Source organism: Glutamicibacter sp. St.4D3, from assembly GCF_059728615.1.
This window is the reverse complement of the sequence record NZ_AP039380.1, coordinates 765,322-780,791: the sequence shown is the minus strand read 5'-3', so window position 1 is coordinate 780,791 and position 15,470 is coordinate 765,322. Positions and strand designations below refer to the sequence as shown.

11 protein-coding genes are annotated in these 15,470 nt (G+C 67.1%); 4 read left to right on the top strand and 7 right to left on the bottom strand.

What is annotated here, in order from left to right; genetic code table 11:
* The first annotated feature begins 2 nt into the window (after window positions 1-2).
* Window positions 3-3,446, top strand: coding sequence for an MMPL family transporter (locus AC6I21_RS03560; RefSeq protein ID WP_138175323.1), 3,444 nt, complete (start codon window positions 3-5; stop codon window positions 3,444-3,446).
* Entirely contained in the window at window positions 3,443-4,093 is a 651-nt protein-coding gene (locus tag AC6I21_RS03555; RefSeq protein ID WP_138175325.1) for a Maf family protein, read from the top strand. Before AC6I21_RS03560 ends, AC6I21_RS03555 begins: the two co-directional genes overlap by 4 nt.
* Window positions 4,094-4,165: 72 nt before the next feature.
* On the opposite strand, the gene AC6I21_RS03550 is transcribed toward AC6I21_RS03555, so the two are convergent.
* The gene (locus AC6I21_RS03550) at window positions 4,166-4,987 is read right to left on the bottom strand and encodes an esterase/lipase family protein (RefSeq protein ID WP_175419313.1); all 822 of its coding nucleotides are present in this window, start codon (window positions 4,985-4,987) and stop codon (window positions 4,166-4,168) included.
* 158 nt (window positions 4,988-5,145) lie between these two features.
* On the opposite strand from AC6I21_RS03550, the gene AC6I21_RS03545 reads away from it, so the two are divergent.
* Window positions 5,146-5,574 carry a hypothetical protein gene (locus AC6I21_RS03545; protein ID WP_249354391.1) on the top strand — a complete coding sequence of 143 codons (429 nt, stop codon included), beginning with the start codon at window positions 5,146-5,148 and terminating at the stop codon, window positions 5,572-5,574.
* 14 nt (window positions 5,575-5,588) lie between these two features.
* Here AC6I21_RS03545 and AC6I21_RS03540 read toward each other — a convergent pair whose 3' ends face one another.
* From AC6I21_RS03540 to AC6I21_RS03530, 3 genes are read right to left on the bottom strand one after another with little or no spacing between them, the layout of a single operon-like run.
* A complete protein-coding gene (locus AC6I21_RS03540) occupies window positions 5,589-6,125 on the bottom strand; it encodes an HPP family protein (protein ID WP_138175327.1) in 537 nt (178 codons plus the stop codon).
* Window positions 6,126-6,152: 27 nt separating this feature from the next.
* Window positions 6,153-6,614 carry a hypothetical protein gene (locus AC6I21_RS03535; protein ID WP_138175329.1) on the bottom strand — a complete coding sequence of 154 codons (462 nt, stop codon included), beginning with the start codon at window positions 6,612-6,614 and terminating at the stop codon, window positions 6,153-6,155.
* Window positions 6,611-9,154, bottom strand: coding sequence for a molybdopterin oxidoreductase family protein (locus AC6I21_RS03530; protein WP_138175331.1), 2,544 nt, complete (start codon window positions 9,152-9,154; stop codon window positions 6,611-6,613). The genes AC6I21_RS03535 and AC6I21_RS03530 overlap by 4 nt, the downstream gene beginning before the upstream one ends.
* A 297-nt stretch (window positions 9,155-9,451) precedes the next feature.
* Here AC6I21_RS03530 and AC6I21_RS03525 point away from each other — a divergent pair, with 297 nt between their 5' ends.
* The gene (locus AC6I21_RS03525; RefSeq protein WP_138175333.1) at window positions 9,452-11,227 is read left to right on the top strand and encodes an acetyl/propionyl/methylcrotonyl-CoA carboxylase subunit alpha; all 1,776 of its coding nucleotides are present in this window, start codon (window positions 9,452-9,454) and stop codon (window positions 11,225-11,227) included.
* A gap of 539 nt (window positions 11,228-11,766) precedes the next feature.
* Here the strand turns inward: AC6I21_RS03525 and AC6I21_RS03520 are convergent.
* The 3 genes from AC6I21_RS03520 to AC6I21_RS03510 form a co-directional block, all read right to left on the bottom strand.
* Window positions 11,767-13,155 (bottom strand): MFS transporter, encoded by a 1,389-nt coding sequence (locus tag AC6I21_RS03520; RefSeq protein ID WP_138175335.1) that lies wholly within the window; start codon window positions 13,153-13,155, stop codon window positions 11,767-11,769.
* 262 nt (window positions 13,156-13,417) lie between these two features.
* Window positions 13,418-13,840, bottom strand: a complete 423-nt coding sequence (locus AC6I21_RS03515) for a GNAT family N-acetyltransferase (protein ID WP_138175337.1) — start codon at window positions 13,838-13,840, stop codon at window positions 13,418-13,420.
* Window positions 13,841-14,040: 200 nt separating this feature from the next.
* A complete protein-coding gene (locus AC6I21_RS03510) occupies window positions 14,041-15,453 on the bottom strand; it encodes an NAD(P)H-quinone dehydrogenase (protein ID WP_054821787.1) in 1,413 nt (470 codons plus the stop codon).
* Between the last annotated feature and the right edge of the window lie 17 nt (window positions 15,454-15,470).

The following is a 15,470-nucleotide window of genomic DNA, read 5'->3' as shown; positions in this document are numbered from 1 at the left end:
CCATGGCTTCCTTCCTTTACCGCCTGGCCTCCTGGGCCCACCGGCACCGTTTCCGGATGATCTCCATCTGGTTGGCCGTCTTCATCGCCATCGGCACCAGCGCGACCTTGTTCATGGGCCAGCTGTCCAACACCTTCTCCCTGCCGGGCACCGAGACCCAGCGCACGCTGGACCGGATGGAACGTGAACTTCCGGACCTGGCTGGCGGCTCCGGGGCGATTGTCTTCCGCGAATCCAGCAACCGTCCGCTCAACGAGCAGCAGTCCCAGGCCATCGAGTCGGCGCTGGATCAGCTGGAGCACCACCGTGAGGTTGTGAACGTGGCCCGCCCGTTCGAGCTGCAGGAACAGCTTGATGAGGCCGAGCCGGAACTGGCCAAGGCGCAAAAGAAGCTGGACGACGGGCAGAAGGAGCTCGAGGACGGCAAACAGCAGATCGCCGACGGCAAGCAGCAGTTGGAGGACGCGCGCGATGAGCTGACCGAGGGCTGGGCCCAGCTGTTCGACGGGCAGAAGGAAATCAAGCAGGGCGAACCGCAGATCAACGCCGCCGAGGCGAAGCTCGCCCAGGGCTGGGCAGAGCTGCGCTCGGGGGAAGCCGAACTGCGCAAGGGGCAGGCCCAGTTTGATGCCGGCGAACGCCAGTGGAAGGCTGGGATGGCCGAGTACCAGTCCGGGTACGCACAGTACGCGGCCGGGCAAAAGCAGTTTGCCGCCGGGGAACAGAAGCTCGATGCGTCGGCCAAGGAATTGGCCGCCGGGGAAAAGCAGTACCGGGCGAACCTGAACAAGATCCTGGACGGCAAGTCCCGCGCCGAACGGGAAAAGGAACTTGCCGCCGGCAAGAAGCAGGCCCAGCAGGGGCTGCAGCAGGCCGAGGATGGGATCAAGACCCTTGATGCGGGGATAAGCCAAGCCGAGGCAGAGTTGAAGAAACTCAACAGCCAATTGGCCGAAGCTGAGAAGAACGGTGCTACCGAGGGACTCGACGAACTGAAGGAAGGCATCGCCACCACTCAGGCGAGCATCGAAGAGCTGAAAAAACAACGCTCGGCAGCTGCATCCGGGCAAGAGAAATCCCAGGCTTCCCTGGAGCAGATCGCCCAGGCCCAGGCCGGGCTGAAGCAGCTTGACCAGGCCCGCGCCCAGTTGGATTCGGGCAAGCAGCAGCTGAACGCCGGACGCCAGCAGCTGGAATCCAAGCGCGGCGAGCTGGAGGCGGCCGGCCCCAAGCTGGCCCAGGCCAAGAAGCAGCTGGACGCCGGCAAGAGGGAACTGGATGCCAACCGCGCCAAGCTGGCCGCCGGATGGCAGGAAATCAATGCCGGGCGGGCGGAGCTGAACGCCGGGCAGGCCGAGTTCGACAAGCAGAAGGCCAAGTTCGAGGCCGGCAAGGCCGAACTGGCCGCCGCCGAGAAGCAGCTGAAGGACGGCGAAGCCACCGTCAAGCAGAAGACCAGGGAGCTGGAGGAGGCCGAGGCGAAGCTGCCGCAGGCCGAGCGTGAACTGGAGCGTGGACGGGCCGAACTGGACTTCGCCGCCCGCCAGGTGGGCGCCTCCTCGGACATGCGCTTCATCTCCGAGGACGGTTCCACCGCCGTGGCCCAGGTGTCCTTCCGCGGGCAGACCGATGCGCTGACCCCGGCCGACCGTGAGGCGATCACCGCGATCGCCACCGGACCGCAGGCCGCCGGCGTGGAGGTGCTGTTCTCCAAGGAAATCCTGCAGGACATCTCCGAGGTGTTCGGGGCCGCCGAGGTGGTGGGCCTGGTGGTGGCCGCGATCGTGCTGATCGTGATGCTAGGTACGCTGATCGCCGCCGGGCTGCCGCTGCTGCTGGCGCTGCTGGGCGTCGGCGCCGGTGTGGGCACCACCCTGGCGTTCTCCTCATTGGTGGACATGGCCTCCATTACCCCGGCCCTGGCGCTGATGCTGGGCCTGGCCGTGGGAATCGACTACGCGCTGTTCATCATCCACCGGCACCGCACCCAGGTGCTGGGCGGCATGCAGGTCGGTGAGTCGATCGCCCGGGCGGTGGGCACCAGCGGCAACGCGGTGGTCTTCGCCGGGCTGACCGTGATCATCGCCCTGGCCGCGTTGACCGTGCCGGGCCTGCCTTTCCTGAGCGTGCTGGGCCTGTCGGCCGCGTTCACCGTGCTGATGGCGGTGCTGCTGGCAATCACCCTGCTGCCGGCGCTGCTGTCCCTGGTGGGCGACAATATCGTCTCGAAGCGGGCCCGTGAACGGGCCGCCTCCGGGGTGGTTTCCGAGCCGAAGTCGGCGCGCTGGGTACAGCTGCTGACCAAGGCCGCGATCCCGGTGAGCCTGGTGGTGGTTGCGGTGCTGGGCACCATCGCCCTGCCGGCCACCCAGATGCGCACCGCCCTGCCCGATGGCTCGGCCGAGGCCGCCGATTCGATGGCGTTCCAGGCCTACCAGCAGACCAGTGACAAGTTCGGCGCCGGGTACAACGGGCCGCTGCTGGTGCTGGCCGACCTGCCCGGGGACCTGAACCAGCGCCAGGCCGATTCGCTGGCCCTGGATGTGGCCGATCAGCTGCGCACCCATGATGCGGTGATCGCCGCGATCCCGGCCACCATGACCGATGACCGCTCGCTGGTGGCGATCCAGGTGATTCCGGCCGACGGGCCGGCCTCGGAAGCCACCGAGAACCTGGTGCACGAACTGCGGGATGACGCCGAGCGGATCCAGTCCGCCACCGGCATCACCGACATGGCCGTGACCGGTCAGGTGGCCGCGCAGATCGACGTTTCCGAGGTGGTCACCAACGCGCTGGCCCCGTACCTGAGCATCGTGGTGGGCCTGTCGCTGATCCTGCTGCTGCTGGTCTTCCGTTCCCTGGTGGTGCCGCTGCTGGCCACCGGCGGCTTCCTGCTCTCGCTGGCCGCCGCGTTCGGCGCCAGCACCGCGGTCTACCAGTTCGGCTGGCTCTCGGGGGTGTTCGGGGTCAACGTCCCGGGCCCGCTGCTCAGCTTCCTGCCGATCCTGCTCACCGGCATCCTGTTCGGCCTGGCCATGGACTACCAGGTGTTCCTGGTCTCGGCGATGCGTGAACGGTTCGTGCACGGCGAATCGGCCCGTGACGCGGTGCGTTCGGGCTTCTCCATGACCGCCCCGGTGGTCACCGCCGCGGCGCTGATCATGATCTCGGTGTTCGCCGGGTTCATCTTCTCCCACCTGGCGATGATTCGCCCGCTGGGCTTCGCGCTGGCCTTCGGCGTGCTGTTCGACGCGTTCGTGGTGCGCATGACCCTGATCCCGGCCGTGATGCACCTGCTGGGCGACAAGGCGTGGTACCTTCCCAAGTGGCTGGATAGGATCCTGCCGAACGTGGACGTCGAGGGCGAGGGGCTCACCGCCCTGCTGGAGGAACGCGACGAACACCACCACGACCGGGCAAGCCACACCGAAAGCGTGAACGCATGAGCGAACAGACCCTGAACCAGGACCCCGCGCAGGCCCCGCGCCTGCTGCTGGCCTCGGCCTCCCCCGGCCGGCGCCGGGTGCTCACCGATGCGGGCATCCGCTTTGACACCCAGGTGTCCTCCGTGGACGAGGACGCCGTGCTGGCCGCCGCAGAGGCGCAGCACGGTCCGCAGGACGCGGCCGCCACCGCGCTGCTGCTGGCCAAGGCCAAGGCCGAGGACGTTGCGGCCCAGGCCCCGGCGGGCACCTTGGTGCTGGGCTGTGATTCGGTGTTCGAGATCGACGGGGTCGCCTACGGCAAACCGCACACCGCGGACGTGGCCCGCCAGCGCTGGCAGCAGTTGCGCGGCTCCGCCGGGGTGCTGCATTCGGGACACTGGCTCATTGCCGCCGGCGGGGGCCGGTCCGTGGGGCTGGGCTCGGCAACCGTGGTGCACTTCGCCCAGGTCGGCGACGCGGAGATCGAGGCGTATGTGGCCAGCGGCGAACCGTTGCCGTGCGCCGGTGCGTTCACCATCGACGGGCTGGCCTCCGCGTTCATCGAATCCATCGAGGGCAACTATCAAAGCGTGGTTGGCCTTGATGTGAGCATGCTGCGCCGGCTGCTGGCCGAGCATGGCGTGGCGATCACCGAACTCTGGGCCTAGCCGGCCGCTGAGAACCCTCAAGCATGAAATGCCCCGAACGGCGTGATCCGTTCGGGGCATTGTGTGTTGGGCCTATTCCGGCTGCTCGGGCCGTTCCACCCCCAGGTAGGTTTCCTCCGGCACCGGGGCGGCCACCTGTTCACGCACGGCTTCCAGCAAGCGCGGGTCGTTGAGCAGCCGGAAATGCCCCATGGTCTCCAACTTGATGTTCTGGGCCCCCTGAAGCTGGCTGCCGCCGGGAATGTGCGGATCAAAGGAGCTGTAGATGGAGGTGATCCGCGAATTCACCGCCAGGTTCGCGGCCAGCTGCAGCAGTCCGGCGTTGCGCGGCGAAAAGGCGCGCAGGGAACGGATCGGTGCGAAGCGGGCGTACACCGAGCCGGAGAATGGGGTGCTGATCGCCACCATCTTGGCAATCCGCTCGGGGTGCGGGGAGGCGCTCATGGCATGCTTGCCGATCAGCCCGCCCTTGCTGTGCGCCACGATGACCACCCCGTTCAGGTCATGTTCGGCCAGGTAGTCCGAAACCAGGCGGGACATTTGCGGCACGGTGCCCCGGTTGTACCCGATCCCGCTGACCGCATGCACCGGATGGCCGGCCTGGTGCAGGTGCCGGGCGACCGGGAGCAGGAATTGCCAGGTCTCCCAGATGCCCGGGATCAGCAGCACGGGCGCGGCCTGGGCATCAGAGTAACTGAGCAGCTCCTGCTCGGCCACCGGGCGCAGGAAAGCGCGGGCCTGCCAGTAACCGGCGTACAGGTAGTCCAGCAGCCAACCCTGGCCCCGGCGCAGTTGCCCCACGCCCCGCTCACGGATCCGATGCAGGCAGGCAGGGAGCTGGAGCGGTACGTGCCGGGTCAGTGCGCCGTGCAGCCGGTCCAGTAATCGAGCCATTCCTTCACGATACTAAAGAACGTTTCAGCCGCACCCCGCGGGTGCCGGTCTGCTGGGAATCACCGATTCGGTGTTGCCTGCGGAAGGAAGGCTGCCTATGCTCAGGGAACTTTCGACGGTGTCGGTCTTTGGCACGGCGTGAGACATGGGAGCAGAGGATGGTGTGCAACGAGACCGGGTTCGAGGTGTCGGCCCCACCGGGCCCGGCAGCGCGGACGGGCAGGGCCCTGGCCAGGGCCCAGGGCCTGTACTTGCTGGTGACCGGGGTGTGGCCGCTGCTGCACTACCGGAGTTTTGAAGCGGTGCTGGGCCCCAAGGTCGATGACTGGTTGGTCAGGTGCGTCAGCGGGCTCGCGGTTACGCTGGCCTACCAGCAGCTGCGCACGCGCGCCACGAGCCAAGGCTTGACCACGGCGCGCAGGATTGGCATCGGCGCTGCCCTGTCCTTCGGCGGCGTTGATCTTCGCTACGGCGGCAGCGGGCGCATCAGCCGGATCTACCTGCTTGACGCCGCCGTGCAGGCCTGCTGGGTGGCGGCCTGGATAAAAACCGCCTCCCCACCCCGGGCCCACCAAGCCGAGAGGTAGCTGGGGCACCCCGGCTACTTGCCGGTCGCAGGCTTGGTGCCCAGCAGCAGATTCAGGCCCCAGCCAAGGATGGTAATGAAGATGATCGCCCCGAGCATGGACAGCAGTTCGGCCGGGGTGCTCAAAATCCCCAGGCTGATGATCAATGTGGTGGCCCCGGCTGGCGGGTGTGGTTTGTTCGTCCAGGTCAGCACCAGCGTGGTCAGCGCGACCGATAGCGCCCCGGCCGCCACATGGGTGGGGCTCAGTCCCCCGACCGGGGTGGCGGCCTGATGTTGCAGGCCGAAGCCGTAGAGGCAGGCCGCCCCGGCGGCCAGGCCCACCAGGTGCCCGATCAGCGCGTTGGCGGGGCGCGCGGATTTCAGTTGCGGGGATTCGAAGAACAGCATCACCGTGGGTCCCAGGCTGGGAAAGAGCCAGGGTGATTTCAGGGCCAGGCCGATCCCGCCGCTGGCGGCCAGCACCAGCAGGCAGAGGATGGCCGCGTAGAGGCTGCTGCCCAGCCGGCCTTTGGACTCGGCCAGTCGGGCGTGCATCGCTTGCTTGGGCATGGGTCCCCTTCTCTCGGCCGCGCGGCTTTACTCGGCGACCAGCAGCGCCTGCGGGGCGGCCTGCTTCATCCGGGTGCTCAGCCACTTCAGCTGTTTTTCGGTTTCTTCCTCGCAGGCGCGTACCACGTCGAGCAGTTCCTCATCGCGCAGCCCCTGACCGGCCTGCTTCACCATGGTCCAGGTGATGTCCACCAGGGAGGCCAGCAGGTAGAGGTCCTGCAGATCGCGCAGCAGCCCCAGCGGCCCCTTGCGGGTTTCGCTCAGCCCGTCGGCGTGCAGGCGTTCGGGTTCGTCGTCGACGTCGCCCTGCCCGTAGCGCTGCACGATCGGCTGCAGGGCGCGCTGGTGCTCATCGCATTGCTTGGCCAGGGTCTGGCAGATGAAGTGCACATCCGGTTCGTGGCCGTGCCCTTCGGCGACCTGGCGGAAGGACTCGGCCAGGGTGCTTTCGGATTTTTCCAGCAGACTCAGGTAGGTGGACAGGTTCATGGCTGCTCCTTGCTCGCAGGGTCATCCGACGGTGCTGCCGGAGGGAATTCTTCACTGGCCAGCGCGGCCGGCCCACCGGTGGTGGGCACCACCCGGCGGGAGCGCGCGGCGTGGTGGGGGTGCGTGGTTGGGTGGGAGGCGGTCGTGGTGGGGGCCGGGGCGGGGCCCTCTGCGTCGGCCACCTTGCGCAGGCGCACGGCCGCGTTTTTCAGTACCGGCTGCTTGGAGACCGGGTCCCATTCGGTCAGGGTCAGCTCGTTCGCGGCCCGGTGTTCGGTGGCCGGGGTGCCGCCCTCATCCCAGTAGCCGTAGTGGAAGGGCGCGAAGATGGTCCCCTCGCGCACATCGCTGATGCGCAGGGCCGCGGTGATATGTCCGCGGCGGGATTCCACGCTGACGATGTCGCCCTCGTTCAGGCCCCCGGTGGCGGCGTCCACCGCGGAGATCTCCACCCAGGCCTGCGGGGCGGCGGCGTTCAGCTGGGGGCTGCGCCCGGTCTTGGTGCGGGTGTGGAAGTGGTAGGCGGTGCGCCCGGTGGTGTAGCGGAACGGGTAGCCGGTGTCCGGGGTTTCATGGGTGGGATGGTACGGCGCGGTCTTGAAGATGGCCCGCCCTGCCGGGTTCATCGCCTTGTAGGCCTGCGGCCCGACGGTGCCGCCGGTAAGCAGGTCGTGCCCGTAGGTTTCGCAGTAATCCGGGTCGGTGTTGAACACCCCATCCGTGTACAGCCGTTCGGTGCCCCCGGGCTGCTGTTCGGTGCACGGCCAGGGCACCCCGCTGCCCCCGCGCAGCGCCTGGTAGCTCAACGCACTGTAGTCGCATGGCCGCCCGCGGGTGCACAGCTTCCAGGCTTCGAACGCCTCCTCGGGCCCCTGCCAGTCCAACAGCGGGCTGCCGTCCAGTTGGGTGAAGCCCATCCGCCGCGAATAGTCGATGAACGTCTCCAGGTCGCTGCGGGCCTGGCCGGGCGGGTCCACCGCCTTCTGCGAGAGGTGCACCGTGCGGTCCACGTTGGTGAAGGTCCCGGTTTTCTCACCCCATCCGGCCGCCGGCAGCACCACGTCGGCGTACTGCGCGGTTTCGGTCAGGTACAAGTCCTGCACCACCAGGAACAGGCCCCGACTGGCCAGGATGTCGCGGATGCGGGGCAGTTCGGGCAGTGACACGGCCGGGTTGGTGGCCGAAACCCACAAGAACTGGATAGAGCCCTGCTCCACGTAGCGGAAGATCTGCATGGCGTGGGTGGGCGGCGCCCAGTGCGGGATCGTGGCCGGATCCACGTTCCACAGTTGGGCCAACTCCTGCACGTGCTGCGGGTTTTCCCAGTTTCGGAAGCCGGACAGGTCCCCGTCGGCACCGCATTCGCGATTGTTCTGGGCGGTGGGCTGACCGTTCATCTGCAGGATCCCGCTGCCGGGTTTGCCAATCAGCCCGCGCAGCAGGTGCAGGTTGTTCACGGCACAGGAGGAGGCGGTGGCCTGGGAGGACTGGTAGAAGCCCTGCAGCACGGTGGAGAGCACCCGTTCACTGGTGCCAAAGATCTCCGCGGCGCGGCGCACGTCCTGGGCGTCGACCCCGCAGGTGCGGGCCACCTCCTGTGGGGTCCACGGTTCGACGGTGGAGCGCAGTTCCTCCACGTTCATGGTGTGCCGGCGGATGTAGTCCTCGTCGATCCAGCCGTTAACGAACAGTTCGCGCACCAGCCCGTGCATCAGGGCCAGGTTGGTCCCCGGCTTCAGCGCCAGGTGCACCTCGGCGTGCCGGGCGACGTCGGTGTCCCGGGGATCCACGCACACCAGCCGGGGTTTGTCCGGCCCGGCCAGCCGGTCCAGCACCCGGGCCCAGAGCACGGTCTGGGTTTCGGCCATGTTGTGGCCGAACAGGAACATCGCATCGCATGCGTCAATGTCCCGATAGCTTCCGGGCTGCCCGTCGGAGCCGAAGGATTCCTTCAAGGCGGTGGCGGCGGTGGCGGTGCACAGCCGGGTATTGCCGTCCATGTGTGGGGTGCCGATCCCGGCCTTGCCCACGATCGCCTGGGCATAGTACTCCTCCAGGAACAGCTGCCCGCTGGTGTAGAACCCGTGGCTGAGCGGCCCCTTGGTCTGCAGCAGGTGGCGGCTGCGCTGCACGATGCGCTCCATGGCGGTGTCCCAGTCGCAGGGAACCAGTTCCCCGTCCTGGCGGATCATGGGGGTGGTGAGCCGGTCGGGACTGTTCATGGCCTGCCAGCTGGCGAACAGCCCCTTGGGTCCAAGCCGGCCGTGGTTGACCCGGTCCGCAGCGCGCCCGCGCACCCCGACCATGGTCCCGTCCTTGACCGCGATGTCGATTCCGCAGCCGTTGCTGCACAGCACGCACGCGGACTGCACCCAGCGCTCAACCTCGGATTCCTCCACCCCCTCGGCCAGCACCTGGTCCACCCGCACCGGCCACCGCTCCTCGCGCCCGTACGGGGTGCGGGTGCCCCAGATTTTGGCGATCCGGTCAACCTTCCCCAAATCCTCGTGTCCCTGCTCAGCGCTCACCCGTTCAGCCATTGCCGTTCCTTCCATGCCAGTGTCCCCCGGGCTGCCCCGCCCGGGACCGCGGCCCAACCGTGGCGGTGTGCTGCGCCGCCGGTGCCGCTGGTCTGGCCACGCTAGGCACGCCCATTTTCATGCCGCAACCATTCTTCGCTGACTCCTAGAAACCGTCCTCACTGAACCGGCTTTGTAGGAACCCTCCAAAAATTTCGGAGGTTCACCCCGGGATAGGCGGGTTATTACATGTAGTTCCCACAAAACCGATAGGCTCCCCTAGGAAGACTTTAGAAATCTTGAAGACAAGGCCCACCAATGAACCCATTGACGAAGGTGTTGATCGCCAACCGTGGCGAGATTGCGGTGCGCATCATCCGTGCCGCCCGTGACGAGGGCATCGAATCGGTTGCCGTGTACGCCGATTCGGACCGCGACGCCCTGCATGTCCGACTGGCCGACGAAGCCTACGCGCTGGGCGGGACCACGGCCGGCGACTCCTACCTTCGCATCGAGAAGATCCTGGATGTGGCCGAGCGCTCCGGAGCGGATGCCGTGCACCCGGGCTACGGGTTCCTGGCCGAGAACGCCGAGTTCGCCCAGGCCGTCATCGACGCCGGGCTGACCTGGATCGGGCCTCCCCCTGCTGCCATCGAACAGCTGGGTGACAAGGTGCAGGCCCGCCACATCGCCGAGAAGGTGGGCGCCCCGCTGGTGCCGGGCACCAAGGACCCGGTCGCCTCGGCCGAGGAGGTCTATGCCTTCGCCGATGAGTTCGGGCTGCCGCTGGCCATCAAGGCCGCCTACGGTGGCGGCGGGCGCGGCATCAAGGTGGTGCGTGAGCGCGAAAGCATCGGCGAGCTCTACGACTCGGCGGTGCGTGAGGCGACCGCCGCGTTTGGCCGCGGCGAATGCTTCATCGAACGTTTCCTGGACGCCCCACGCCACGTGGAGACCCAGTGCCTGGCCGACGCCGAGGGCAACGTGGTGGTCGTCTCCACCCGCGACTGCTCGCTGCAGCGGCGCAACCAGAAGCTGGTTGAGGAGGCCCCGGCCCCGTTCTTGAGCGAGGAGCAGGTCCAGCGCCTGTACGATTCCTCCAAGGCGATCCTGAAGGAGGCCGGCTACGTGGGTGCCGGCACCTGCGAATTCCTGGTCGGCCAGGATGGGGTGATCTCCTTCCTGGAGGTGAACACCCGCCTGCAGGTTGAGCATCCGGTCTCCGAGGAAGTCACCGGCCTGGATCTGGTGCGCGAGCAGTTCCGCCTGGCCCGTGGCGAGCAGCTGGGCTATGGCGATCCCGAGATCCGCGGGCACTCCTTCGAGTTCCGGATTAACGGGGAAGACGCCGGACGCGGCTTCATCCCCACCCCCGGCACCATCACCTCCATGACCCTGCCGGCCGGTCCGGGTGTCCGCCTGGATTCGGGCATCGAGGCCGGGGAGAGCGTCTCGGGCAACTTCGACTCGATGATCTCCAAGCTGATTGTCACCGGTTCCACCCGTGAGGTTGCCGCCGCCCGTGCCCGCCGCGCCCTGGAGGAGTTCCAGATCGAGGGGATGGCCACGGTGCTGCCCTTCCACCGTGCGGTGATGAGCGACCCGGCGTTCGTGCCCGAAACCGGCGCGTTCTCGGTGCACACCCGCTGGATCGAGACCGAGTTCAACACCCCGATCGAGCCGTTCGCGGCCGGCGTGGTGGACAGCGAGGAAGCGGACGAACGCACCAGCGTGACCGTGGAGGTCGGGGGCAAGCGCCTGGAGGTGACCCTGCCGGCATCACTGGGCAGCGTCACCGATGGCGCCGCGGCCAAGAACGGCAAGAAGAAGCGCAAGGGCACCCGCAAGGGCGGGGCCGCCGGGGCCGGGAACAGCACCGAGCTGCTCTCCCCGATGCAGGGAACCATCGTGAAGGTTGCGGTGAACGACGGGGACCCGGTGACCGCCGGGGACCTGATCGTGGTGTTGGAGGCCATGAAGATGGAGCAGCCGATCACCGCGCACCGCGACGGCGTGGTCAGCGGGCTGAAGGTCACCCCGGGTGAGACCCTTTCGGCCGGGGCCGTGATCGCCTCGATCAACGACTCCGAATAACCTCGGGCTTTTTGGGCGGCGGCCGGGTTGGTGCATGAGGCACGAACCCGGCCGCCGCTTTGGTGCCGCCCCGGTGTCGGGCGTCCCGAACCGGCGGTGGCCGTTCAGGCGGCCTGATCTGGCGTAGAACGCAATCAGGGGTCACAATCCGGACTATGCGTCTTGAACTTCGGCGGCGGCGACGCCTATACCCAAACACCCCTGAGACCCATCGTCTTCACCCTCTTGGCCGCCCTCTCACCCAGATGGAACTCGAGTCCAAACGCGGGCGCATCACTGACTCCGTTATCAAGCGCCGCACCCCCGGCGGCGACCACGTAGGCCGGCGCGCCACCTGGTCTGCTTTCAGGAATTTCATTCCCAGCTGTTGTCGCTAGGATCCTAGCGGTAGCGGCTGGTGGCGAAAAACCCGGGCGGAAATGATGCGTTGACATGGCAATGGTGCGGCGCAGCCCCCGAGGTTGTCGGGGGTGCACCGCACCATTGTCTGTTTGAGCTGACCGGCTACAGGGTTCCCGTCCGCTGGTCGCTGAGGGTGTTTAATCGACGTAGTTCTCGATGTCCACGTCACGGGTGTCACGGGTCATCAGCAGCGCGATCAAGGTCGCGACCGCCGCAATGGCCAGGTAGACGCCCACCCCGACGGTGCTGCCTTCCCCGGCATTCCACAGGGCAATGGCCACAAACGAAGCCGGGGCGGCACCGATCACCGAGGACAGGTTGTAGGCGACTGCCGAACCGGTGTAGCGCACATTGGAGGGGAAGAGCTCGGGCAGGTAGGCCGCCATCGGCCCGAAGGTCAGGCCCATCAGGGTGAACCCCACGATCAGCCCGGCCATGGCCGCACCCTTGCCCGGTCCGAAGAACAGGGTCCAGGCGGCACCGAAGACCAGGATGCCCACGGTGACGTAGATCAGGAACTTGCGGCGGCCGTACTTCTCGGCCAGCGGGCCGGAGGCGACGGTGAAGATGCCGAAGAAGACCACCCCGATGATCAGCATCGTCAGGAACTCGGGGCGGGCGATGCCCAGGCCCGGCACGAAGGAGGCCGGATCAAAGCTCTTGCCGGCGGCGTCGGCGGCGGCCTGCGCCTGCTCCGGGGTGGCGGCCGCGGTGCCGTAGGTAAGCGTGAAGGAGGTCATCAGGTAGAACAGCACGTAGGTGGCGAACATGATGAATGTTCCGGCCAGCACCGGACGCCAGTGCCGCTTCATGGTGACGCTGAACGGGGACTTGACCACCTTCTTCTGTTCCACGACCTTCATGAACGAGGTGGATTCAACCAGCTTCAGACGCACCCACAGGCCCACGATGACCATGACCAGGGAGAACCAGAACGGTACGCGCCAGCCCCAGGCCAAAAACGCCTCGGGACTCAGCCAGGTCTGCAATGCAACGAACATCAGGTTGGCTATGATGAAGCCGACCGGGGCGCCCAGCTGCGGGAAGGTGCCGTACACGGCGCGCTTGTTCTTCGGGGCGTTTTCGGTGGCCAGCAGGGCTGCGCCGGACCATTCGCCACCCAGGGCCAGGCCTTGGGCAAAACGCAGCAGCACCAGCGCCAGCGGAGCCAGCACCACCCAGCCGCCCTGGGCCGGGGGCAGGAAGCCGATCAGGAAGGTGGCAATCCCCATGGTCATCAGCGAGGCGACCAGCGTGCCCTTGCGTCCCAGCTTGTCGCCGTAGTGCCCGAAGACAATTGAGCCCAGCGGACGGGCCAGGAAGGCCACACCGAAGATTGCGAACGAGGAGAGGATCGCGTTGATGGTGGTTGCGTTCGGGAAGAACAGGGCCGGGAAGACCAGGACGGACGCGGTAGCGTACGCGTAGAAGTCGAAGAACTCGATGGTGGTGCCGATCATCGAAGCAAAGAGCACGCGTCCGCGCGTGTTCTGTTTCGGGACCGCTACCTGGCTTGCCTGAGACATGGAGGCGTCTCCTTCAAAGGTGCGAAAAGTGAAAATGTATGGATCCAGCTTACTGCGCCAAGTCCACATAGCGGATTTTGTGTCCATTATTTGGACAATGTTTACGCTGGTGCTCTCAAATGCTGGTCGTGGCCGGATTCGAGCAACGTGCTACAGAGAATAACCGCTAGATCCGCCACTGGGAAGAGGTAGGAAAGGAGCCACGGCCCGCGGCAGGCAGGGAAACGGAGCCGCAGAAGGCTCAGCGGCGCATTGAGGCGGTTTAGCGCAGCGAGACGAAGCACTCCAATGGCGCCCCGGGATTCTCCGCAGCCCGGTGAAACCCCAGTGCGCGATAGAAGGCGGCCAGCGCCGGATCCGCGTCGGTGAGCAGAACGGTTTGGCGCACCCGCGCATAAGGCCGCAGCACCTCAAGGACCAGACGCCGCCCCAGACTGCGGCGCTGGTGATCCGGATGCACCAGCACATCTTGCAGATAGCAGATCGTTTGTCCGTCCCCGACCACGCGGGCCAGGCCGACCAACCGCGTTTGGTCCCACGCCGTCACGGTGTGCAGGCTCGCGGCAAGCGCCTGCAGCAGTATGTCCGGCTGATCAGTGTAGGCACCCCAGCCCACGGCGTCATAAAGCGCCACGACCTCATCGCGCACACTCCGCGGGTCATCCAGACTCTGCAGCCGGTACACGGGCGCTCCACCACCTAAAACTTGCTTCCGAACCGACGCCTGCCGGGCCTGGTTGTAGCCTACCCTCCGGGCCGGGCCCGCTTGGCCGCGGCGGCAACTGCCGGCGCCGCGGCACGGGGCTTCGGTTAACGATCCGTGGCGGGCTGGCGGCCCAACCGGGGCAACGCCAGCCCGCCACGGGGCGAACACAGAATTGAGGGTTACATGTGCCGGTGCAGGCGGCGGGCCGCCTCGGCCAGCGACCCGGCCAGTGACGGGTAGACGGTGAAGGTCTCGGCCACGTCATCCACGTGTAGGTTGTTCTGCACGGCCAGGGCCAGCGAGTAGATCAGTTCACTGGCGCGCGGGGCAACCACCACGCCGCCGATCACGGTGCCAGAGCCCTTGCGGGAGACGATCTTGACGAACCCCTCCTCCATGTTCATCATCTTGGCTCGGGCGTTGGTGGCCAGGTCAACCTTGACGATGTTCGCCTGGTACTTGCCCTCGGCCACGGCGCGCTGGGAGACACCAACGGTCGCGATTTCCGGGGAGGTGAAGATGTTCGAGGAGACCAGGTCCAGGTTGATCGGCTTGACCGAGTCGCCCAGCAGGTGGGCCACGGCGATGCGTCCCTGCATGGCCGAGACCGAGGCCAGGTTGAACACCCCGGTGCAGTCCCCGGCCGCGTACACGTTGTTGGCGGTGGTGCGCGAAACCCCGTCGACCCGGATGTGCCCCGAATCGGTCAGCTGCACCCCAGCCTCCTCCAGGCCCAGGCCCTTGGTGTTCGGGATCGAGCCCACGGCGACCAGGCAGTGGCTGCCTTCCAGCACGCGCCCGTCGGCGAGGGTGACCAGCACCTTGTCGCCCTGGCGGGTGACGGCTTCGGCACGGGCCTGGGAGACCACGTTCAGGCCGTTGCGCTTGAACACGTCCTCCAGCACCCCGGCGGCGTCGGCGTCCTCACCGGGCAGGACCCGGTCGCGGGAGGACACCAGGGTGACTTTGGCGCCCAGCAGGTTGTAGGCGCTGGCGAACTCGGCGCCGGTGACGCCCGAACCGATGACGATCAGATGCTCGGGCACGTCATTCATGTTATAGATCTGGGTCCAGTTGAAGATCCGCTCACCATCGGGCTTGGCGGTGGGCAGTTCGCGCGGGTGGGCGCCGGTGGCCAGCAGCACCGCGTCGGCGTCCAGCTTCTGGATGCTGCCGTCGGTGCCGGTGACCTCCACGGTGTGGGCGTCCAGCAGACGCCCCTCCCCGATCAGGATGCGCACCCCGGCCCGCTCCAGGCCGTTGCGGATGTCCGCGGACTGCTCCTTGGCCAGGTCCAGCAGCCGGTGGTTGACCACCGCGAAGTCGGTTTCGGCGTCGTCCAGCCCCTCGATCTTCACCCCGAAGCTGGAGGAGTGCTTGGCCCGGCGCACCACGTCAGCGGTGGCGATCAGGGTCTTGGAGGGCACCACGTCGGTCAGCACCGCCGAACCGCCCATGCCGGCACGTTCCACGATGGTTACGTTGGCGCCCAGTTGGGCCGCGCCGATGGCCGCCTCGTAGCCGCCCGGCCCGCCGCCGATGATTACTAGTCTGGTTGCTTCATTCCTGCGTTCTGTGCTCACGCACCCCATTGTCTCTTATTGGGCCA

Excerpts from the sequence above, each read along its gene's own strand:
- AC6I21_RS03560 (WP_138175323.1), top strand. The coding sequence starts at position 3 with ATGGCTTCCTTCCTTTACCGCCTGGCCTCCTGGGCCCACCGGCACCGT.
- AC6I21_RS03555 (WP_138175325.1), top strand. The coding sequence starts at position 3,443 with ATGAGCGAACAGACCCTGAACCAGGACCCCGCGCAGGCCCCGCGCCTG.
- AC6I21_RS03550 (WP_175419313.1), bottom strand. The coding sequence starts at position 4,987 with ATGGCTCGATTACTGGACCGGCTGCACGGCGCACTGACCCGGCACGTA.
- AC6I21_RS03545 (WP_249354391.1), top strand. The coding sequence starts at position 5,146 with ATGGTGTGCAACGAGACCGGGTTCGAGGTGTCGGCCCCACCGGGCCCG.
- AC6I21_RS03540 (WP_138175327.1), bottom strand. The coding sequence starts at position 6,125 with ATGCCCAAGCAAGCGATGCACGCCCGACTGGCCGAGTCCAAAGGCCGG.
- AC6I21_RS03535 (WP_138175329.1), bottom strand. The coding sequence starts at position 6,614 with ATGAACCTGTCCACCTACCTGAGTCTGCTGGAAAAATCCGAAAGCACC.
- AC6I21_RS03530 (WP_138175331.1), bottom strand. The coding sequence starts at position 9,154 with ATGGCTGAACGGGTGAGCGCTGAGCAGGGACACGAGGATTTGGGGAAG.
- AC6I21_RS03525 (WP_138175333.1), top strand. The coding sequence starts at position 9,452 with ATGAACCCATTGACGAAGGTGTTGATCGCCAACCGTGGCGAGATTGCG.
- AC6I21_RS03520 (WP_138175335.1), bottom strand. The coding sequence starts at position 13,155 with ATGTCTCAGGCAAGCCAGGTAGCGGTCCCGAAACAGAACACGCGCGGA.
- AC6I21_RS03510 (WP_054821787.1), bottom strand. The coding sequence starts at position 15,453 with ATGGGGTGCGTGAGCACAGAACGCAGGAATGAAGCAACCAGACTAGTA.